Raw genomic sequence first — 20210 nt, forward strand, 5'->3', positions numbered from 1 at the left:
CGTGCAGGTCCTGATCGGGCTGCTGCTGGCCGCGGTGTGGGCCGGTGCGATGTGGCTCGGGTTCTGGTACGTGTTCCCGGTGCTGTTCCCGGCGACGCTGGTCGTCGCGGGCGCCGCCGCGCTCGGCGTCTACTACCTGAACGCGTGCCGCACGCTCGCCCCCTCCACCCTGGACGGCCCGTCCCCGGTCGCCGCGCCGGACGTCGCCTACCGCAACTACCTGCTGGTCCAGGTGTGGCGGGACTGGTGGACGATCAGCCGGACCGTCGTCCCGCAGGTGTACCGGATCGCCTCCGGCATCGTCGTGCGGCTGACCCGCACGCTGCTCGGCGGCCTGTGGGGGTTCTTCGCGTTCCCGATCTGGCTGGCGCTGTGCGCGGGGATCGTGGCGGCGGCCGTCCCGGCGGCGGGGTTCGTGCTGGCGCTGACCGTGCTCTACGGGGTCGTCGCGGCGGTGGGGCTGGCGGCGTGGCTGGCGTGCGTGCTGGTCCTCGCGGCGGTCGAGCGGATCTTCATGGCGTACGGGCGGATCCTGCAGACCTGCCCGCATCCCTTCTGCTACGAGCGGATCGGCCTGCCCGAGTACGAGTGCCCGGGATGCGGCGCCCGGCACAAGCACCTGTCGCCGGGGGCCGCGGGCGCGTTCCGGCACGTGTGCCGGTGCGGCGCCCGGCTGCCCACCACCGTCCCGCTCGGCCGGTTCCGGCTCGCCGCGTACTGCCCGCACTGCGGCGGGCGCCTGCCCGAGCGCATCGGGCGCGTCCGCGTCGAGCCGCTGCCGTTCGTCGGCGGGCCGGCCGCCGGAAAGACCACGTTCATGTTCCTCGGCATCCGGGCGCTGCACGCGCGCGCCCGGTCGCTCGACGGGCGGCTGGCGTTCGTGGAGCAGCGGCACGCGCAGGCGTACGCGGGCGCGATCCGCGAGTTCGGGCACGGCGGGCGGCCCGCCAAGACCGGGCCGGAACTGCCGCTCGCCACGATGGTCGACGTCGACCTGCCCGGCCGCGCCCGCCGCATCCTGTACCTGTTCGACCCGGCGGGCGAGCACTACACCGGCGCCACCGAGGTGGAGTCGCTGCGCTACCTCGACCACGGCGAGGCGCTGCTGTTCGTCGTCGACCCGTTCGCGCTCCCCCAGGTGCGGCGCGCCCTCACGCGGGACGAGCGGGACCTCGTCGACCAGGCCGCCGTGTCGTCGGAGGAGGACCCCGCCGACACCCTCCAGCGGGTGCTGAACGACCTGCGCTCCCGCCCCGACCACGGCCGGCAGAAGCGCGTTGCCGTCATCGTCACCAAGACCGACCTGCTCGTCCGCACCGAGATCGGCCGGTGCCTCGGGCACGGCGACGGCGAAGCGGCGGACCCCGGCGACCCGGCCGACCCGGGCGAGCCGGCCGACGCGGACGTGCGGGCGTGGCTGAGCGGGGTCGGGCTCGGCAACACCGTCCGCACCCTCGACCAGGTCGCCGGGCAGGTCCGCTACTTCGCCTCCGGCCTGGCCACCGAGCCCGCCAAGGTCGCCGACCTGCTCGGCTGGGCGTCCGGCCTCGCCCCCGCCGCGCCGTCCGGCGGCGAGCACCCCCTCACCGCCGGGGACGCGCAGGAGGTGCCGGGCACGGCGCCGCTGCGCGCGCCCTGGCCGGTCCGGGGGCGCGGCTCCGGCCGCGTCCCCGCCGGCTACCAGGCCGGACGGTGGGCCGTGCTGTGCGGGCTGTCGGTGCTCACCGTCGCGGCCGTCGCCGGCGCCGTCGTCGCCGCGGCCGAACGGTTCCCGTACTGACCTCGGGTGCCGCGGCATGTGACGCATCGCACTCTCTGACGTGGCAGATAACGTACCGTCATCCGGTTACAGCCTCTCGGAGCCGTCCGGACCGCGGCTCCCCAGCCGACCGAGAGGTGAGGACATGACGACGATCGCGCCCGAAGGACTGCTCGCCATCGACGAGGCCGCCCAGGACCTGCTGTTCCGCGAGGCCCGCACCGCCAACACCTTCAGCGCCGAGCCCGTCACCGACGAGCAGCTCCGCGCGATCTACGACCTGGTGAAGTGGGCGCCGACCGCGATGAACGCCCAGCCGCTGCGGCTCGTCGCCGTCCGCAGCCCCGAGGCGCGCGAACGCCTCGTCCCGCTGATGGCCGAGGGCAACCGGGCCAAGACCGCCTCCGCGCCGCTCACCCTCATCGTCGCCGCCGACGAGGACTTCCACGAGCACCTCCCGGTCACCTTCCCGCACAAGGAGGGCGCCCGCGAGGCGATGGCGGCCAACCCGGGCCGTCCCGCCATGGCCCGCTTCAACGCCTCCATCCAGCTCGGCTACCTCATCCTCGGCATCCGCGCCGCCGGCCTCGCCGCCGGTCCGATGGCCGGCTTCGACGCCGCCGCCGTCGAGAAGGAGTTCCTGGACGGCAGCCAGCGCGCCATCGCCGTGGTCAACGCCGGCAAGCCCGGCCCCGACGCCTGGTTCCGCCGCAACCCGCGCCTGGACTTCGAGCAGGCGGTGAAGGTTGTCTGATCCGGTCGCCGGGACGGCCGCGCCGGCCGGCGCGGCCGCCCGGACGGACCGGCGGGTGCTGCTGATCGGCGTGCTCGGCGCGCTGACCGCGATGGCGCCGCTGTCGATCGACATGTACCTGCCGGCCCTGCCCAGGGTCGCGTCGGACCTGTCGACCGGGGCGATGCAGGCGCAGCTCACGCTGACCTCCTGCGTGGTCGGCCTGGCCGTGGGCCAGGCCGTGGCGGGGCCGCTGAGCGACGCGCTCGGACGGCGCAGGCCGCTGCTCGTCGGGCTCGCCGCGTACGCCGCCGCGTCGCTGCTGTGCGTCGCGGCGCCGAACGTGGAGACGCTGATCGCGCTGCGGGTCGTGCAGGGTGCGGCCGGGGCGGCGGGGATCGTGATCGCGCGCGCCGTCGTCCGCGACCTGTACGACGGGGTGGCGGCGGCGAAGTTCTTCTCGACGCTGATGCTGGTGAACGGGCTGGCTCCGATCCTCGCGCCGGTGATCGGCGGGCAGCTGCTGCGGATCATGCCGTGGCCGGGGGTGTTCGGCGTCCTGTCCGGTATCGGCGTCGCCCTGTTCCTGGCGGTGCTGGCCGGGCTCGGCGAGACGCTGCCGCCCGAGCGCCGCGAGACCGGCGGGCTGCGCGCGACCGCCCGGACGTTCCGGGCCCTCGCCACCGACCGGTCGTTCGTGGGGCCGGGGCTGGCGCTCGCGCTGGCGTTCGCCGCGCTGTTCACCTACATCTCCGGGTCGCCGTTCGTCCTGCAGGACATCTACCACCTGTCGCCGCAGGCCTTCAGCATCGCGTTCGGCGTGAACTCGCTGGGCATCGTCGCGGCCGGGCAGGTCAGCGGGCGGCTGGCCGGGCGCGTCGCGCTGGGCCGGCTGCTGGCGGCGGGACTGGCGATCGTCGCGGCGGGCGGGGTCGCCCTGCTGGTCGCGGTGCCGGCCGGCGGCGGGCTGCCCGCGGTGCTGCCCGCGCTGTTCCTCGTCGCGTCCGGGCAGGGGCTGATCATGCCGAACGCGACGGCGCTGGCGCTGGCGGACCGTCCGCCGCAGGTGACGGGGAGCGCGTCGGCGCTGCTCGGGCTGTCGCAGTTCGCGCTGGGCGGGGCCGCCGGGCCGCTCGCCGGGATCGCCGGCCCGCGCACCGCGCTGCCGATGGCGGTGACGATCGCGGCGCTGTCGCTGCTCGCCGCCGCTGCCGCCGCGATCGCGCCGCGGAGGGTTGCGTCAGCGAACTGACCGTGCGTACGGTCGGGACGTGATCGTTCGCATCGGCATGGCGCCCGCCTCGGGCGCGCTCGGCCCGGACTCCCTGACCGCCCTCGCCCGCGGCCTCGAGCGCGAGGGCTTCGACTCCCTGTGGGTGTCGGAGCGGGCGTCCGGCGCCGTGCTCGACCCGGTCGTCGTGCTCACGCACGCCGCGGCGCTGACCTCGAAGATCAAGCTCGGCACCGCGGTGATGACGGTGCCGGGCCGTTCCCCCGCGCTGCTGGCCAAGGAGCTGGCGTCGCTGGACGTGCTGGCGCGCGGCCGGCTGCTGCCCGCGTTCGGCCTCGGCCAGCGGCTGCCCGCCGAGCAGCAGGCGTTCGGCGTCCGCCGCGAGGAGCGCGCCGCGATCTTCGAGGAGGCGCTGCCGCTGCTGCGCCGGTTCTGGGCGGGCGAGGCCGTCACCCACGACGGGCCCCGCTTCCGCTACGACGGGCTGCGGATCGCGCCGCGGCCGGTCAAGGGCGGCTTCGACGTGTGGATGGGCGGGACGTCGGAGGCGGAACTGCGCCGCACCGGACGGCTGTCGGACGGCTGGCTCGCCGCGTTCACCACGCCCGCGGAGGCCGAGCGCGGCCGGATCGCCGTGCAGGACGCCGCCGCTGCCGCCGGGCGCGAGATCGAGGAGGAGCACTTCGGCGCCGTCGTCCCGTACCGGCGCGGCCCGCTGCCGGAGGAGGCCGCGGCGCGGTTCGCGCGCGTCCGCAGGATCAGCGGCCCGGCCGATCCCGCCGACGTCGTCCCCGACCTCGACGGCCTGGAGGCGCACCTCAAGCGGCTGATCGAGGCGGGCCTGTCGAAGTTCGTGCTCGCCCCGCTGTCCGCCCCCGCCGACTGGGACGCCGAACTCACCGACGTCCGCGACGCCGCCCTCCCCCTCCAGATCCGCCGCTAGTCGAGGGCGGCGAGGATGAAGTCGGCGACCTCGGCGGCCAGGTCGGCGGCGGGCTTCGGGCCGTCGGCGCGGTACCAGCGCGGGAGCTGGTTGACCATGCCGAGCGCGACGATCGTGACGGTGTCGGCGGGCGTCGGGGTGGTGAACGAGCCGTCCCGCTTGCCCTGCTCGACCAGGCCGCGGAAGGTGTTGTGGTAGCGGCGGCGGTCGGCGCGGACGGCGTGCATGCGGGCGTCGTCGAGGCGGTGCATCTCGCGGCCGAACACCTTCGCCTCGTCGATGTGCTCGGCGGTGCTGAGGATCAGCCCGGTCAGCACCCGGCGGACGGCCTCGCGCGGCGGCAGGCCCTCGGCGAGGACGGCGTCGAGGTCGGCGAGCTGCCGGGCGATCAGCGAGTGGTAGATCTCGTAGAGCAGCGCGTCCTTGGAGTCGAAGTAGTGGTAGAGGGCGCCCTTGGTGACCTCGGCGGCCTCGACGATGCCCTGCACGGACGTCCCGTCGAAGCCGCGCTCGGCGAACAGCCGCAGCGCGGCGTCCAGGATCCGCCGCTCGACGGGGCTGCGCCGGACCGGCGCGGGGTCCGCGCCGGAATCCGCGACGGCGTCCGCCGCGACGTCCGTAGGCTGGGTCTCGGTCATCGGCGTTCCTCCCATTGACGCGCCCGCGTCCACGGACATAGCTTGCCAGAAACCGACCGGTCGGTATGCACCCGTCCCGCCTGGATCGAGGGAGTCCCCTGATGCCCGCAGTCGAGACCGTCCGCGGACCCGTCGACGTCGCCGCCCTGGGCCGCACGTACATGCACGAGCACGTCTTCTGCCTCAACACCGAGCACGTCGAGAACTACGGCGCGGGCGACTGGTGGGACGAGGAGGAGAAGGTCGCCGACGCGGTGGCCAAGCTGCACGAGCTGCCCGCCCGCGGCATCACCACGATCGCCGACCCGACGGTGTGGGGCCTCGGCCGCTACATCCCGCGCATCCAGCGGATCGCCGAGCAGGTCCCCGAGCTCAACATCATCGTGGCCACGGGGATCTACACCTACAACGACGTGCCGTTCCAGTTCCACCTGCGGGGGCCGGGCACGCCGCTGGACGGCCCCGAGCCGATGATCGAGTACTTCGTCCGCGACCTGACGCAGGGCATCGCGGGCACCGGGGTCAAGGCCGCGTTCCTCAAGTGCGCGATGGACGCGCCGGGCCTCACCCCGGGCGTGGAGCGGGTGCTGCGGGCCGTCGCGGGCGCGCACCGGGAGACCGGCGCCCCGGTCACGGTGCACACCGAGAGCTCGATCCACGCGGGCCGCACGGTCGTGGAGATCCTCGGCAAGGAGGGCGTCGACATGAGCAAGGTCGTCGTCGGCCACGCCGGGGACAGCAACGACCTCGACTACCTGATGGAGCTGGCCGACACCGGCGCGATCCTCGGCATGGACCGGTTCGGCCTGGACGTGATCAACCCGACGGCGGACCGGGTCCGCACCGTCGCGGCGCTGTGCGAGCGCGGCTACGCCGACCGGATGGTGCTCAGCCACGACGCGAGCTGCTTCATCGACTGGTTCGGGCCCGACCCGGAGACCGTCCCGGCGTTCGCGCCCAACTGGAACTACCGGCACATCAGCGACGACGTGCTGCCCGCGCTGCGCGAGGCCGGGGTGCCGGACGCCCAGGTCGACCAGATGCTCGTGGAGAACCCGCGCCGCTACTTCTCCCGCTGACGCCCCCCGGCGCCGCCCGTCCCGACGTCGTCGATCTCTTCCCGAGCAGGTCGGAGCCCTGCTCGGGGGAGGTCAAGGACTAATCCCCTTGGATCGGGAATCATGGGAGGAAACTGCTAGGAGGCGCCGGTGAACGAGGTCTTCGAGCGTCGCGGGCCGCGGGCCGCGATCCCCATGGTCCTGGCCGCGCTGCTGGTCCTCGTCGCGCCCGGCTGCCAGGCGCTGAACGGCGGCACGGGGCCCGAGGACGTCCCGCCGCCGGTCAAGACGCCCGTCGCCAAGCACGAGAAGCCGAGCGGGCGGCGCCCCGGCGTGGTCAACGTCGACACCGAGCAGGGGCTGAGCAGCACCCGCGCCGCCGGGACCGGGATCGTCATGGACTCCTCGGGGCTGGTGCTGACCAACAACCACGTCATCCAGGGCGCCACCACGATCAAGGGCACCGACACCGACAACCGGCGCTCCTACACCGCCCAGATCGTCGGCTACGACCGGCAGAGCGACATCGCGGTGATCCGGTTGTACGGCGCGTCCGGGCTGAAGTCCGCGGTGTTCGGCGACCCGTCCTCGACGGGCGTCGGCGACCCGGTCACCGCGGTCGGCAACGCCGGCGGCAAGGGCGGCACCCCGACGGTCGTCACCGGCAAGGTCACCTCCCTGGACCAGACGGTCACCGCCCGCGACGACAGCGACGGCACCTCCGAGCGGCTCACCGGCATGATCGAGACGAGCGCGCCGATCAGGCCGGGCGACTCCGGCGGCCCGCTGCTGAACTCCCGCGGCCGGGTCATCGGCATCAACACCGCCGCGTCCGCGTCGTTCACCGTCGGCAAGTCCAAGCCGAAGGGCACCCACCGCGGCTACGCCATCCCGTCGGACCGGGCGCTGTCGATCGCCCGGCAGATCGCGCGCGGCCAGGCGTCGGCGACCGTGCACATCGGCAGGACCGCCATGCTCGGGGTGAAGGTGCGCTCCGGCGCGACCCAGGGCGCCCAGGTGGTCGAGGTCGTCCCCGGCACCCCGGCCGAGGAGGCCGGCGTCCCCACCGGCGCCACGATCATCTCCCTCGGCGGCGCCACCGTCGACTCGCCCACCACGCTGACGGGCCTGATGCTCGCCCACCATCCCGGTGACACCGTCCGGCTGGAATGGTTCACCGCGCAGGGCGCCCGCATGGCCGCCACACTGCAACTGGCCGACGGTCCGCCGCAGTAGAACGGGCCGTGGCGTGCGAGAGTGGAGGGACCTCGATCGTAAGGACGTGAACGATGACCCGCCGCGCGCCCGCCGACGACTTCGACGACACCGGGATGCGAGTGTCGAAACCGAAGACGTGGGCGGCCGGAGTACCGGGGGTCTCGGCGGCGCTGAAGCAGTCCTACGACCAGATGGGCGTCCGCCGGACCGCGCTGACGCTGCTGCGCGTCAACCAGAAGCAGGGGTTCGACTGCCCGGGCTGCGCGTGGCCCGAGGGCGACCACCGGCACGTCGCCGAGTTCTGCGAGAACGGCGCCAAGGCCGTCGCGGAGGAGGCGACGACGCGCCGTGTCACCCGCGAGTTCTTCGCCGCGCACACGGTCGGCGAGCTGGCGGAGCGCTCCGACCACTGGCTCGGGCAGCAGGGCCGGCTCACCGAGCCGATGCTGAAGCGCGCCGGGTCTGAGCACTACGAGCCGGTGTCGTGGGACGACGCGTTCGGGCTGCTGGCGTCCGAGCTGAACGCCCTGGACTCCCCCGACGAGGCCGTCTTCTACACCTCGGGGCGCACCAGCAACGAGGCCGCGTTCGCCTACCAGCTGTTCGCCCGCGCGTTCGGCACGAACAACCTGCCCGACTGCAGCAACATGTGCCACGAGTCGTCCGGGTCGGCGCTCGGCGAGACGATCGGCATCGGCAAGGGCTCGGTGCTGCTGGAGGATCTCGACAAGGCCGATCTGATCTTCGTCGTCGGGCAGAACCCCGGCACCAACCACCCGCGGATGCTGTCGGCGCTGGAACGGGCCAAGAAGGCGGGCGCGCGGATCGTCGCGGTCAACCCGCTGCCCGAGGCGGGGCTGATGCGGTTCCGGAACCCGCAGCGGCCGTCCGGCGTCACCGGGCGCGGCACCGCGCTCGCCGACCGGTTCCTGCAGATCCGGCTGAACGGCGACCTCGCCCTCTTCCAGGCCCTCAACCGGATGCTCCTCGAATCGGACGCGCCCGACGCCCTCGACCGGGAGTTCCTCGACGCCCACGCCCACGGCTTCGCGGCGTTCGAGAAGCACGTACGCGCCCTGGACTGGGACGACGTGCTGGAGGCGACCGGTCTGACCCGCGACGAGATCGCCGCGACGCTCGGCGACGTGCTCGCCTCCAAGCGGATCGTGGTGTGCTGGGCGATGGGCCTCACCCAGCACCGCAACTCGGTGCCGACGATCCGCGAGGTCGTCAACTTCCTGCTGCTGCGCGGCAACATCGGCCGTCCCGGCGCGGGCGTCTGCCCGGTGCGCGGCCACTCCAACGTCCAGGGCGACCGGACGATGGGCATCTACGAGAAGCCCAAGCCGGAGTTCCTCGACGCGCTCGCCGCGGAGTTCTCGTTCGAGCCGCCGCGCGAGCACGGCCTGGACACCGTGGACGCGATCCGCGCCATGCGCGACGGCAAGGCGAAGGTGTTCTTCGGCATGGGCGGCAACTTCGTCCGCGCCACCCCCGACTCCGACGTCACCGAGAAGGCGCTGCGCTCCTGCCGGCTGACCGCGCAGGTGTCGACGAAGCTGAACCGCTCGCACGCGGTGACCGGCGAGCTCGCCCTCATCCTGCCGACGCTCGGTCGCACCGAGCGCGACGAGCAGGCGTCCGGGCCGCAGTTCGTCTCCGTGGAGGACTCGATGGGCATGGTGCACGCCTCGCGCGGCCGCCTCGCCCCCGCCTCGGAGCACCTGCTGTCGGAGGTCGCGATCGCCTGCCGCCTCGCGCGGGCGACGCTCCCCGGTTCGGGCATCGGCTGGGACGCGATGGAGCGCGACTACGACGTGATCCGCGACCACGTGTCCCGGGTCGTCCCCGGCTTCGCCGACTACAACGCCCGCGTCCGCGCCCCGTCCGGCTTCGTGTTGCCCCACGCGCCGCGCGACGAGCGCCGCTTCCCGACCGCCACCGGCAAGGCGAACCTGACGGTGAACGAGCTGGAGGTGCTGCGGGTCCCGGAGGGGCGGCTGCTGCTCCAGACCGTCCGCAGCCACGACCAGTACAACACCACCATCTACGGCCTGGACGACCGCTACCGCGGCATCAAAGCGGGGCGCCGCGTCGTGTTCGTCAACCCCGCCGACCTGTCCGACCTCGGCATCGCCGACGGCGCCACGGTCGACCTGGTCTCCGAGTGGACCGACGGCGTCGAACGCCGGGCTCCCGCCTTCCGCGTCGTCGCCTACCCGACCGCGCGCGGTTGCGCGGCGGCCTACTTCCCGGAGACGAACGTCCTGGTCCCGCTCGACAGCACCGCCGAGATCAGCAACACCCCGACCTCCAAGTCCGTCACCGTCCGCCTGATCCCCGCCTGACCGGTACGGCATGGCGTCCGCAATGCCGGTCGCGCCGTTCCGCGCTGGTTTAGGCTCAGGGCATGACGAACCTGCCGGAACATGCCGGTACGCCCGGCACGCCGGAGATGCGGGCGGGCGACGCCGACCGGGACCGGGTCGCGCAGGTGCTGCGTGACGCGGCCGGGGACGGGCGGCTCACGCTCGACGAACTCGACGAGCGGCTGGACGCGGTGTACGCGGCCAAGACCTACGCCGACCTGGAGCCGCTCACCCGCGACCTGCCGGTGGCCGGAACGTCCGCCGCGCCCGTGTCCCAGACGGGCGCGGACTGGCGGCCGGTCGACGGGGCCCCGTCCTGGTCGTCCGGCATCGGGATCATGAGCGGGTTCACCCGGACGGGCGTGTGGAACGTCCCGCGCTCGTTCTTCGCGTTCGCCTTCTGGGGCGGCGGGAAGATCGACCTGCGCGAGGCCCGGTTCACCGAGGACCAGGTGACGATCCGGGCGTTCGCCGTCATGGGCGGCGTGGACATCGTCGTCCCCGAGGACATCACGGTGCACGTCAAGGGCATCGGCATCATGGGCGGTTTCGATCACGGCGCGAGCGCGGTCGGCGTCCCCGGCTCCCCGACGGTCGTCGTCAGGGGCTTCGCGTTCTGGGGCGGCGTCGACGTCAAGCGCAGGGCCCGCCGCCAGGAGAAGAAGCTCCGCAAGGAGCTGAGAAAGCGCGGGAACGACTCCTGACCCGCCCGCGGAGCCACCCCCCCCGCGGTCTCGCCCGGCGTGCGGCTAGGGCGTTGTCGTAGGCCGGTCGATCAGCGCGGAGCCGAAGACCCACGGGGACGTCTGGGCGATGAAGTCGTTCGGGAATCCGAGGGTGAAGCCGGTGGCCTCCTCCAGGCGGGCGACGGTCTCGGTCGGGAGGGTGAGGTCGGCGGCGGCGAGGTTGTCGCGGAGCTGGTCCGCGGTACGGGCTCCGACGATGGGATGGATAGCGCCTGAGCGGTTCATCGTCCAGGCGATCGCGACCTGCGAGGGCGCGGCGCCGATCTCGTCGGCGACGTCCTGGACGACCCGGGCGACGGCGTGGTCCCTGTCCGAAAGGGACGCCGAGGCCAGCCGGCCGCCTGCGGCGGACTCCGGGCGGCTGTACTTGCCGGACAGGACCCCGCCGGCCAGCGGGCTCCACGCGGTGACGCCGAGGCCGAGCGACTCGGCCATCGGCAGCAGTTCGCGTTCGATGTCGCGCTGAAGCAGGCTGTAGGGAACCTGCAGGCCGACGAACGGGCTCCATCCGTGCCACTGCGCCAGCGTGTTGGCACGGGCGACGACCCAGGCCGGTGTGTCGGAGATGCCCACGTAGAGCACCTTGCCCGCCCGTACCGCGTCGTCCAGCGCCCGCATCGTCTCCTCGATCGGCGTGTGCCGGTCCCACATGTGCACCCAGTAGACGTCCACGTGGTCGGTGCGCAGGCGGCGGAGGCTGGTCTCCAGGGATGCGCGCAGGTTCTTGCGATGGTTCCCGGCGGCGTTGGGGTCGGTACGGTCGCGGGAGACCGTGTACTTCGTCCCGAGCACGAACGACTCGCGGCGCCCGGCCAGCAGCTCCCCGAGGAACTCCTCGCTCGCCCCGTCCCGGTAGTTGACGGCGGTGTCGATCATGTTGCCGCCGGCCTCGGCGTACAGGTCCAGCATCCGCCGGCATTCGGGCATCGGCGCGCCGACCCCGCCCTGCTCTCCGAACGTCATCGCGCCCAGGACCAGGTCCGAGACGCGAAGGCCGCTGGTCCCGAGGGTGCGGTACCTCATGCCGTCGCCGATCCGCCGAACAGCTCGGCGGCCCGCTCGGCGATCTCCGCGGGCGGCACGTCCCGCACGTGCTGGTCCAGCGCCCAGCGGTGCCCGAACGGGTCCAGGAACTGGCCGGTGCGGTCGCCCCAGAACGCATCGTGGACCGGCTCGAAGACCGTGGCCCCGGCCCGCAGCGCGCGAGCCGAGGCGGCGTCGGCGTCGGGGACCCCGACGTGCAGGGCGGCGGGCGTGCCGCCCAGCGCGGCCGGGGTGCGCATGCCCCGCTCGGGCATCTCCCCCGCCACCGCCAGGACGGTGTCGCCGAGCCGCAGTTCCACGGTCAGCGTGTGGCCGCCGGGGAGCGTGAGGCGGCTCGTCTCCTGCGCTCCGAGCGCCTCGGCGTACCAGGAGGCGGCGCGGTCCGGGTCGTCGACGACCAAATGAATCGCTATCTGCGTCATGCCATGACCATACACACTGTCTGAACATAATGTCCATACAGTATGTATGGCCCTGGCTATGATGGGCGCATGCCCTCGAGACGACCCGCGAGCCCCACCCGTCGGTCCGGCCCGTCCCCGGCCTCCGCCGAGATCCGGGAGCGGATCCTGTCCGCGACGCGCGAGTTGCTGCGGGAGCACCGCTTCGACGGCCTCAGCGTGGCCGACATCCTGGCCGCCGCCGGGGTCTCCCGGGCCAGCTTCTACTTCTATTTCCCGAGCAAGCAGGCCGTGCTCGGCGAGCTGGTGCGCGAGGCCGTCGCGCAGGGGCGGCAGGCGGCGCGCCCCTGGATCGACGAGGAGCGGGATCCGGTCTCCGCGCTCCGGGCGGGCGTCACCGACGGGGCCCGGCTGTGGCGCGACAACGCCGGCGTCCTCATGGCCATCGTGGAGAACTGGGCGTCCGACGAGGGGCTCCGAGAGCTGTGGCTCCAGCAGATGGACCTGTTCACCGACGCCGCCGCCGCCCGTATCGAATCCGACCCCCGCGCCCGCGGACGACTCGGCTCCCTGGACACGCGCTCCGTGGCCGCATCGCTGACCTGGCTGGGCGAGCGCCTCTACTATCTCGCCGCGGCCGCAGTCCCGCCGTTCGACGACGAGAAGGTCCTCATCGACGTCCTCACCAACGCCTGGACCTCCACCCTCTACGGCGACGACGCGCCTCGCCCGCCGGCCGCGTGAGGTTCGACGCGGTGGGTGTCAGGTGGCGAGGCGGTCGAGCCATTCGGAGAGGAGCGCGGTCTCGGCGGGGGTGAGGCCGGACGGCGGGGAGGCCGACAGGGCGGCGCGGAGGGCGAGCGCGGAGGCGGTGCGGGCGTCGGGGGGCGCGGGCCGGTCCGCGGGGCCGTCGGGAACGGTGACGGCGGCGAGGACGGCCTCGCGGGTGCGGGCGGACAGGTCGCCGCCGTCGTCCCCGTTCGCGATCAGGAAGAGCACGACGCCGACGCCGGCGGCCTGGATCATCTGCGCGGCGGTCTCGACGGGGACGCGGAGCCGGCCCGCGCGGGCGACGGCACCGACGAGGCCGAGCAGGATCGCGTACGCCTCGTCCGCGGCGGGCGGGGTGCGCGGCGTGCCGTACATCAGCGCGTAGACGGCGGGGTGCGACACCCCGAACTCGACGTGCACGTCCCAGCCGTGGCGCAGGTCGTTGAGGGGGTCGCCGGTGCCGCGCTGGGCGCGCTTGCTCGCCAGGTACTCCTCGAAGCCGTGCGCGGCGACGGCGTCCAGCAGCCCCTGCTTGTCGCCGAAGTGGTGGTAGAGGGTGGGCGCGCCGACGCCGGCGGCGGCGCAGACGGCGCGGGTGGACACGGGCTCGCCGCCCGACTCGGCGATCAGCCGGGCGGCCGCCCGCAGGATCCGGTCCCGCCCGTCGGCGTCCTTCTGCGCGCTCACAACATCGATGTTACAGAGTTTTCCGGAGCGTCGTTAAACGGGCTGACGTGGGCATACGCACCAGACGACGGCAACTGTCGTGTAGCGTCACTACAGAAGCCGGTATATCGTTGATTTCAGCGGCCGGCGCTCCGGCCGCTGACGACCACGAGAGGAACACCGATGCGCAGCGCCGTTCTCACCGCACAGGGCAAGCCGCTGGAGATCGTCGAGCGGGAGGTGCCGGAGCCCGGACCGGGCGAGGTCCTGGTCAAGGTCACCGCCTGCGGGATGTGCTTCTCCGAGGTCGGCCTGTTCCACGGCCACTACCCGTTCGCCCGGTTCCCGACCGTCCCGGGGCACGAGATCAGCGGGGTCGTCGCCGCGCTCGGCCCGGGCGTCGACTTCCCCGAGCCCGGCACCCCGGTCGGCGCGCAGTGGCTCTACGGCTCCTGCGGCCGCTGCGACCAGTGCGTGCGCGGCGACCAGATCCTGTGCACGGGCGCGCCCCGCCGGGTCACCGGCATCACCGACGACGGCGGCTACGCCGAGTACCTCCTGGCCCGCGCCGGCTTCGTCACCCCGCTGCCGGACGGCCTGGACCCGGTCGCGGCGGCCCCGCTGATGTGCGCCGGGATCACCGCGTTCAACGGGCTGCGGCACGCGGGGGCGGTGGCCGGGTCGCGCGTCGCGGTACTCGGCACCGGCGGCGTCGGCGAGATGACCCTGCGGTTCGCGGCGGCGATGGGCGCCCGCGTCGCCGTGGTGTCCCGCTCGCGCCGCGCCGAGGAGGAGACCCGGCGGCGGGGCGCCGAGCTCTACGTCGCCACCGACGAGCAGGACCCGGCCGAGGCGCTGCGCGCCTGGGGCGGCGCCGACGTCATCGTCAACACCACGCCGAGCACCGCGCCGGCGCAGGCCGCGCTCGGCGGCGTCGCCCCGGACGGCACCCTGCTGATCGTCGGCGTCGGCGCCGACGACCTCGCGGTGGCGCCCGCCGCGCTCGTGATGAACCGGGTGCGGGTGATGGGCAGCCCGTCGGGCTCCCCGCACGACCTGCGCGACACCCTGGCGTTCGCCGCCGCGCACGGGATCGTCCCCGACGTCACCCCGGTCACGCTGGACGAGGCGCCCGGCGTGCTCGCCACGATGGTCGAGGGCCGCCACCACGGCCGCTCGGTCATCACCTTCGAGTGAACCGCCTCCACGGCCTGGCCCGCTCGTAGGCGCGGCAGGCGGCCATGACCAGGGCGTCGGCGTGCCGGGCGCCGACGACCTGGAGGCCGATCGGCAGCCCGTCCGCGGTGAACCCGCACGGCAGGCTCGCGGCGGGCTGCTGGGTCATGTTGAACGGGTAGGTGAACGGGGTCCAGGACGTCCAGCGCGGCGACGGCGAGCCGGGCGGGACCTCCTGCCCAGCCTCGAACGCGGGGATCGGCACGGTCGGCGTGAGCAGCAGGTCGTAGCGCTCGTGGAACAGGCCCATGATCCGGCCCAGCTCCATCCGGCGCGCGGTCGCGGTGAGGTACTCGACGGCCGAGTACCGGGCGCCCTGCTCGCAGATCTCCCGCAGGCCCGGGTCGAGCCGCGCGCGCTGCTCGGCGGTGAGGTGCTCGACGACCTTCGCGGCGCCGGCGAACCAGAGCACCTCGAAGTCGGCGACGGGGTCGCCGAACCCCGGGTCGGCCTGCTCCACCTTGGCGCCCAGCTCAGCGAACGCCTCGGCCGCCGCAGCCACCGACGCGGCCACCTCCGGGTCGACCCGGGCGAACCCGAGGTCGGGGCTGAAGGCGACGCGCAGGCCGGTGAGGTCGTGCGGGCCGCCACCGGTGAACGGGGCGATTGGCGGCGGCAGGGACGACCAGTCCCGGCCGTCCGCGCCGCACACCGCGTCGAGCAGGAGTTCCGCGTCCGCGACGGTGTTGGTCATCGGGCCGGTGTGCGCGAGGGTCCCGAACGGGCTGGCCGGGTAGTGCGGGATCCGGCCGTAGGTCGGCTTGATGGTGAAGGTGCCGGTGAACGCGGCGGGGATGCGCACCGAGCCGCCGCCGTCGGTGCCGAGCGCGAGCGGCGCCATGCCCGCCGCGACGGCCGCCGCCGCGCCGCCGCTCGACCCCCCGGGCGTGCGGGAGGCGTCCCACGGGTTGCGGGTGACGCCGGTCAGCGGGTTGTCGGTGACGCCCTTCCACGCGAACTCCGGCGTGGTCGTCTTGCCGACGAAGACGGCGCCCTGCTCGCGCAGCCGCGCGACCGACGGCGCGTCCTCCTCCCACGGCCCGGCGCGGTCGATGGTCGTGGACCCGCGCAGCGTCGGCCAGCCGCGGGTGAGCAGCACGTCCTTGATCGACACCGGCACGCCGTCGAGCGCGCCGAGCGTCTCGCCGCGCCGCCACCGCTCGGCCGAGGCCCGCGCCATCCCCAGCGTGGTCTCCGGGTCGAGGAGGCAGAACGCGTTGAGCCGCGGATCCTCGCGCCCGATCCGCGCAAGGACGGCCTCGGCGGCCTCGACGGGCGAGAGCGTCCCCGCCCGGTACGCCTCCAGCAGTTCGACGGCGGTCAGGTCTGCCGCGTCCGTCATGGCCGCTACCTCCTCTGCCCGGCGTGCGGGACCGGTGCTCCGTTCGCGCCGGGGCGCACGTAGCCCAGGCGCTTGTCGACGACGTTGCGCAGCTCGCGGCCGTGCACGAAGCGGTCGAGGTTGTCGGTGAACAGCCGGACCAGCTCGTCCCGCCAGCCCACGGCGTCCCCCGACATGTGCGGCGAGACGATCACGTTGGGCATGCCCCACAGCGGGGAGGAGGGTGCGAGCGGCTCGTCGGCGAACACGTCCAGCGCGGCGCCCGCGATGCGCCCGGCGCGCAGCGCCTCGATCAAGTCGCCCTCGGCCACCAGGTGACCGCGCCCGACGTTGATCAGCCGCGCGGACGGCTTCATACGGGCGAGGGCGGCGGCGTCGATCATCTCCCGCGTGTCGGGGGTGAGCGGCGCGGCGAGCACGACGTAGTCGGCCTCCTCCAGCGCGTCGTGCAGCCGCTCCATCGGGTGGACGACGCCGAGGTCGGGATCGGCGGCGCGGGCGGTGCGGCCGGCGCCCGACACCCGCAGGCCGGCGGCGGCCAGCCGGCGCGCGACGGCCCGGCCGATCGGGCCGGTCCCGGCGACGAGCGCGCGGGCGCCGGTGATCCGCTCGGTCTCGCGGTGCCGCCAGCGCCGCTCGTCCTGGAGCCGCACGGTGGCGGGCAGGTCCTTGGCGAAGGCCAGCACCAAACCGAGGACGTATTCGGCGATCGGCTCGTCGAAGACACCTCGCGAATTGGTGACGATGGTGTTGCCCTCGACCAGCGCCGGGAAGAGCAACCGGTCGACGCCCGCGCTGGCGATGTGCACCCAGCGCGGCCCGCCCCCGCGCGGCCACGCCGCCGCCAGCGCGTCCGACCAGAAGTCCCACATGAACAGCGCGTCGCAGCCGGGAAGGGCCTCCGCGAGCTGGGGTTTCCGCACGTAGACGACGTGGGCGAGGCGTTCGGCGGCCTGCATTCCGGGCGGCGGGACGTCGTCCCGGAGCACCACCACGCGGGGCGGCTCACCGGGCACGTGCGGACCATGCTCCATCGGCGGTCACTTTCGGGGTTCCGGAATTTACGGGACGGCAACACGGGAGGGCATTGACACGCTAGGAACGCTTCGTAGGATTGTCAACAATCAGCGGGGACGAACCGCCAGGTGACCGCGCTGATCGTGCTGCAAGACCGTCGCAACCGTTTAGCCCAAGGCCAGGACGGGTCCCAGAGCGCTCCAACGCAAGAGTCCTTTCGGGTGGCGACGCTCTCGCCCACCCCTGTCCACGGGGAGGTCCGGCATGCCCAAGCTCATGACCATCGCTCTGGAGAAGCGCGGCGTGTCCTGCGTCGCCGAGCTCCTGGAGAAGGACGCGCCGCGCACCTGCGAGGCGGTGTGGAACGCGCTCCCCCTCGGCGGCGACGCCTACCACGCCAAGTACGCGCGCAACGAGGTCTACACGATGGTGGAGCGGTTCACCCCGGAGGAGGTCGGGCTGGAGAACCCGACCGTGACCCCGATCCCCGGCGACGTCGTGTACTTCTCCTTCCCCGGCGGCATGCTCGACCGGGCGTTCAAGGAGGAGAAGAACATCCACGCGCTGCCCGGCGTCATCGACCTGGCGATCTTCTACGGCCGCAACAACCTGCTGCTGAACGGCGACGTCGGCTGGGTGCCCGGCAACGTGTACGCGACGATCGTCGACGGGCTGGACCGGATGGCCGAGGCGTGCAACGACGTCTGGCGCTCCGGCGGCGTCGGCGAGCGCCTGGTCTACCGCCGGAACGGGTCCTAGGGCGGTGGCCGCGCAGATGACATTCGACCCCACGCTGGTCGTCGGTCCCGAGCTGGTCGCCCAGCAGGGCGTCGGCGTGGTCGCGCCGTTCGACTTCGCCCTCGACCGCGAGCTGTGGCGGTGGACGCCCGACGACGTGTCGCTGTTCATGACCCGGCTGCCGTACGTCCCGGTGCCGGTCACCGTCGAGATGGCCTCGGCCCTGTCGGACCAGTCGATCGTCCGGCAGGCCGTCCGCGACGTGCTGTCCCCCGAGCCGCTGGCGGTCGCCTACGCCTGCGCGTCCGGCAGCTTCATCCGCGGCAAGGCCGGCGAGCTGCAGCTGCACCAGGCGATGCGCTCGGCGGGCGCGCCCGCGGCTACCACCACGTCCGGTGCGCTGGTGGAGTCGCTGCGGCTGCTGGACGCGGGCCGGATCGCGGTGGTGACGCCCTACATCGACGCGGTCACCGAGCGGCTGGTGTCCTTCCTCGGCGAGTACGGCATCGAGGTGGTGGCGTCGGTCGGGATGGGGCTGCTCAGCCACATCTGGAAGGTCGGCTACGGCGAGATCGTCAGCGCGGTGTCGTCGGTGGACCGGCCGGAGGCCGAGGCGGTGTTCATCAGCTGCACCAACGTGCCGACCTACGACATCATCGCCCCGCTGGAGCAGCGGATCGGCAAGCCGGTGCTCACCGCCAACCAGGTCACGATGTGCTCGGCGCTGCGCGCGATGGGCCGCTCGGCGGCCGGTCCGGGGCAGTCGCTGGTGCGGCTCGCCCGCCCCACCGCGGCCTGATTCCATGATCGGCGAAGAGATGATCGATGAAGGTAGGATTGTCGACAACATGCACCACGGTCCGGTCGCCGGGTTCCTCTACCCCGGCCACAGCGCCGAGGACGACTATCCCGCGATCGAGCGCGCCCTCGGCGGCGTCAGCCTGCCGGTCGTGCACACGCTGATGCGCGAGGACGCCCACCGGGTCGACGCGCTGCTGGACATCGGCGGCGACGACGTGCTCGGCGAGGGCGCCCGCGCGCTGCGCGCGATGGGCGTGCGGGCCGCCGTGTGGGCGTGCACGAGCGGCAGCTTCGTGTTCGGCTGGGACGGCGCCGCCGCGCAGGTCCGGGGCGTCCGCGAGGCCGCCGGGGTGCCCGCGTCCAGCACGTCGTTCGCGTTCGTGCACGCGGCCCGCGCGCTCGGCCTGCGCCGGGTCGCCGTGGCCGCGACCTATCCGGCCGACGTCGCCGAGCGGTTCGGCGCGTTCCTCGGCCACGCCGGCATCGAGGTGGTGGCGCTGTCCTGCCGGGGCATCGTCACCGCCGCCGAGGTCGGCACCCTCGGCCGCGACGAGGTGCTGGAGTTCGTCGCGGCGAACGACCATCCGGGCGCCGAGGCGGTGCTGGTGCCCGACACCGCGCTGCACACCGTGTCCTGGCTCGACGAGCTGGAGGCGCGGGTCGGCAAGCCGGTGCTCACCGCGAACCAGGTGAGCGTGTGGGAGGGGCTGCGGCTCGCCGCGGGCCCGGCCGGGCTCGCGCCGCGCGCCGGCCTCGGCCGGCTGTTCGCCGCCCCCGCCCGGGCACCGCAACGAGATCCCTGGCACCTATGACGAAGGGGGCCCTCCGATGGGCCGGTTGGGTGAGCTGGAACCCGTCCCGCGCAGGTCGACGGTCGAGATCGTGTCCGACGAGCTGCGCTCGGCGATCATGTACGGGGCGCTGGAGCCGGGCGCGCAGCTCGGCGAGGCGGAGCTGGCCGCGCGGCTCGGCATCAGCCGCGGCCCGCTGCGCGAGGCGATGCAGCGCCTCGTCCAGGAGGGGCTGCTGGTCAGCGAGCCGCACCGCGGCCTGTTCGTGATCACCCTGGACGAGGGCGACGTCGAGGACGTCTACCTCACCCGGCTGGCGATCGAGCGGGCCGCCTGCCAGCTGATCATGCAGCGGAACCGGGGCGAGGCGGTCGCCCGGCTCACCGAGGCCCTGGAGGCGCTGATCGGCGCGGCGCGCGAGCGCGACCGGGTCAAGATGAGCGACGCCGACCAGGCGTTCCACGAGGTGCTGGTCAGCTCGTCCGGCAGCCCCCGGCTGGAGCGGATGGCGCACACGCTGCTGGTGGAGACGCGGATGTGCCTGAACGCGCTGCAGGACACCTACCCCGAGCCGTCGGAGCTGGTCGAGGAGCACCGCCGGCTGGTGGACGCGATCGGCGACGGCGAGGAGGAGCGGCTGCTCCAGCTGATCGAGGAGCACATGACCGACTCCATCCGGCGCCTGCGCACCTCGTAGCGGCCGCACTG

At 73.7% G+C, this 20210-nt stretch carries 20 protein-coding genes; 14 read left to right on the forward strand and 6 right to left on the reverse strand.

Annotated elements, in window-relative coordinates; genetic code table 11:
• The first annotated feature begins 1 nt into the window (after position 1).
• The 4 genes from QP089_RS34910 to QP089_RS34925 all read left to right on the forward strand — a co-directional run bounded on the left by QP089_RS34910 (position 2) and on the right by QP089_RS34925 (position 4666).
• Positions 2-1780 carry a TRAFAC clade GTPase domain-containing protein gene (locus tag QP089_RS34910; protein WP_285917604.1) on the forward strand — a complete coding sequence of 593 codons (1779 nt, stop codon included), beginning with the start codon at positions 2-4 and terminating at the stop codon, positions 1778-1780.
• Positions 1781-1904: 124 nt separating this feature from the next.
• Positions 1905-2513, forward strand: coding sequence for a malonic semialdehyde reductase (locus tag QP089_RS34915; protein WP_285917605.1), 609 nt, complete (start codon positions 1905-1907; stop codon positions 2511-2513).
• A complete protein-coding gene (locus tag QP089_RS34920) occupies positions 2506-3744 on the forward strand; it encodes a multidrug effflux MFS transporter (protein ID WP_285917606.1) in 1239 nt (412 codons plus the stop codon). The genes QP089_RS34915 and QP089_RS34920 overlap by 8 nt, the downstream gene beginning before the upstream one ends.
• A 19-nt stretch (positions 3745-3763) precedes the next feature.
• Positions 3764-4666 carry an LLM class flavin-dependent oxidoreductase gene (locus QP089_RS34925; protein ID WP_285917607.1) on the forward strand — a complete coding sequence of 301 codons (903 nt, stop codon included), beginning with the start codon at positions 3764-3766 and terminating at the stop codon, positions 4664-4666.
• Here QP089_RS34925 and QP089_RS34930 read toward each other — a convergent pair.
• Complete coding sequence (locus QP089_RS34930; protein WP_285917608.1) at positions 4663-5304, reverse strand: TetR/AcrR family transcriptional regulator; 642 nt, start codon at positions 5302-5304, stop codon at positions 4663-4665. The genes QP089_RS34925 and QP089_RS34930 overlap by 4 nt on opposite strands.
• Positions 5305-5405: 101 nt before the next feature.
• Here QP089_RS34930 and QP089_RS34935 point away from each other — a divergent pair, with 101 nt between their 5' ends.
• From QP089_RS34935 to QP089_RS34950, 4 genes are all read left to right on the forward strand, one after another.
• Positions 5406-6383 carry a phosphotriesterase family protein gene (locus tag QP089_RS34935; protein ID WP_285917609.1) on the forward strand — a complete coding sequence of 326 codons (978 nt, stop codon included), beginning with the start codon at positions 5406-5408 and terminating at the stop codon, positions 6381-6383.
• A gap of 129 nt (positions 6384-6512) precedes the next feature.
• Positions 6513-7598: a S1C family serine protease gene (locus QP089_RS34940; protein ID WP_285917610.1), complete on the forward strand. Its 1086-nt coding sequence runs from the start codon at positions 6513-6515 to the stop codon at positions 7596-7598.
• A gap of 53 nt (positions 7599-7651) precedes the next feature.
• The gene (locus QP089_RS34945) at positions 7652-9928 is read left to right on the forward strand and encodes an FdhF/YdeP family oxidoreductase (RefSeq protein ID WP_285917612.1); all 2277 of its coding nucleotides are present in this window, start codon (positions 7652-7654) and stop codon (positions 9926-9928) included.
• Positions 9929-9990: 62 nt separating this feature from the next.
• On the forward strand, positions 9991-10653 hold the full coding sequence (locus QP089_RS34950) for a DUF1707 domain-containing protein (protein ID WP_285917613.1): 663 nt from the start codon (positions 9991-9993) through the stop codon (positions 10651-10653).
• A 45-nt stretch (positions 10654-10698) separates the two neighbouring features.
• On the opposite strand, the gene QP089_RS34955 is transcribed toward QP089_RS34950, so the two are convergent.
• Together QP089_RS34955 and QP089_RS34960 are read right to left on the reverse strand one after the other, a co-directional pair.
• On the reverse strand, positions 10699-11718 hold the full coding sequence (locus QP089_RS34955; protein WP_285917615.1) for an aldo/keto reductase: 1020 nt from the start codon (positions 11716-11718) through the stop codon (positions 10699-10701).
• A complete protein-coding gene (locus tag QP089_RS34960; RefSeq protein WP_285917617.1) occupies positions 11715-12161 on the reverse strand; it encodes a VOC family protein in 447 nt (148 codons plus the stop codon). The genes QP089_RS34955 and QP089_RS34960 overlap by 4 nt, the downstream gene beginning before the upstream one ends.
• Before the next feature lie 69 nt (positions 12162-12230).
• Between QP089_RS34960 and QP089_RS34965 the strand changes: the two genes are divergently transcribed.
• Positions 12231-12884: a TetR/AcrR family transcriptional regulator gene (locus QP089_RS34965; protein WP_285917618.1), complete on the forward strand. Its 654-nt coding sequence runs from the start codon at positions 12231-12233 to the stop codon at positions 12882-12884.
• Positions 12885-12902: 18 nt separating this feature from the next.
• Here the strand turns inward: QP089_RS34965 and QP089_RS34970 are convergent, their stop codons facing one another.
• Positions 12903-13598: a TetR/AcrR family transcriptional regulator gene (locus QP089_RS34970; RefSeq protein WP_285917619.1), complete on the reverse strand. Its 696-nt coding sequence runs from the start codon at positions 13596-13598 to the stop codon at positions 12903-12905.
• Between the two features lie 162 nt (positions 13599-13760).
• On the opposite strand from QP089_RS34970, the gene QP089_RS34975 reads away from it, so the two are divergent.
• Positions 13761-14774 carry an alcohol dehydrogenase catalytic domain-containing protein gene (locus tag QP089_RS34975; protein WP_285917620.1) on the forward strand — a complete coding sequence of 338 codons (1014 nt, stop codon included), beginning with the start codon at positions 13761-13763 and terminating at the stop codon, positions 14772-14774.
• Here QP089_RS34975 and QP089_RS34980 read toward each other — a convergent pair.
• Positions 14761-16155: an amidase gene (locus QP089_RS34980; RefSeq protein WP_285917621.1), complete on the reverse strand. Its 1395-nt coding sequence runs from the start codon at positions 16153-16155 to the stop codon at positions 14761-14763. The two genes, QP089_RS34975 and QP089_RS34980, sit on opposite strands and share 14 nt — an antisense overlap.
• Before the next feature lie 5 nt (positions 16156-16160).
• The gene (locus QP089_RS34985; RefSeq protein ID WP_285917623.1) at positions 16161-17189 is read right to left on the reverse strand and encodes a D-2-hydroxyacid dehydrogenase; all 1029 of its coding nucleotides are present in this window, start codon (positions 17187-17189) and stop codon (positions 16161-16163) included.
• Between the two features lie 259 nt (positions 17190-17448).
• On the opposite strand from QP089_RS34985, the gene QP089_RS34990 reads away from it, so the two are divergent.
• Genes QP089_RS34990 through QP089_RS35005 form a run of 4 tightly spaced genes read left to right on the forward strand, consistent with a single transcriptional unit; the run spans position 17449 to position 20199 of the window.
• The gene (locus tag QP089_RS34990) at positions 17449-17931 is read left to right on the forward strand and encodes a DUF3830 family protein (RefSeq protein ID WP_285917854.1); all 483 of its coding nucleotides are present in this window, start codon (positions 17449-17451) and stop codon (positions 17929-17931) included.
• A 16-nt stretch (positions 17932-17947) separates the two neighbouring features.
• Complete coding sequence (locus QP089_RS34995) at positions 17948-18709, forward strand: maleate cis-trans isomerase family protein (protein ID WP_285917624.1); 762 nt, start codon at positions 17948-17950, stop codon at positions 18707-18709.
• A gap of 49 nt (positions 18710-18758) precedes the next feature.
• On the forward strand, positions 18759-19523 hold the full coding sequence (locus tag QP089_RS35000) for a maleate cis-trans isomerase family protein (protein ID WP_285917626.1): 765 nt from the start codon (positions 18759-18761) through the stop codon (positions 19521-19523).
• 16 nt (positions 19524-19539) lie between these two features.
• Positions 19540-20199, forward strand: a complete 660-nt coding sequence (locus tag QP089_RS35005; RefSeq protein ID WP_285917627.1) for a GntR family transcriptional regulator — start codon at positions 19540-19542, stop codon at positions 20197-20199.
• Positions 20200-20210 lie beyond the last annotated feature (11 nt).

The sequence above is a fragment of the Actinomadura opuntiae genome (assembly GCF_030283205.1).
Taxonomy (GTDB): Bacteria; Actinomycetota; Actinomycetes; order Streptosporangiales; family Streptosporangiaceae; genus Spirillospora.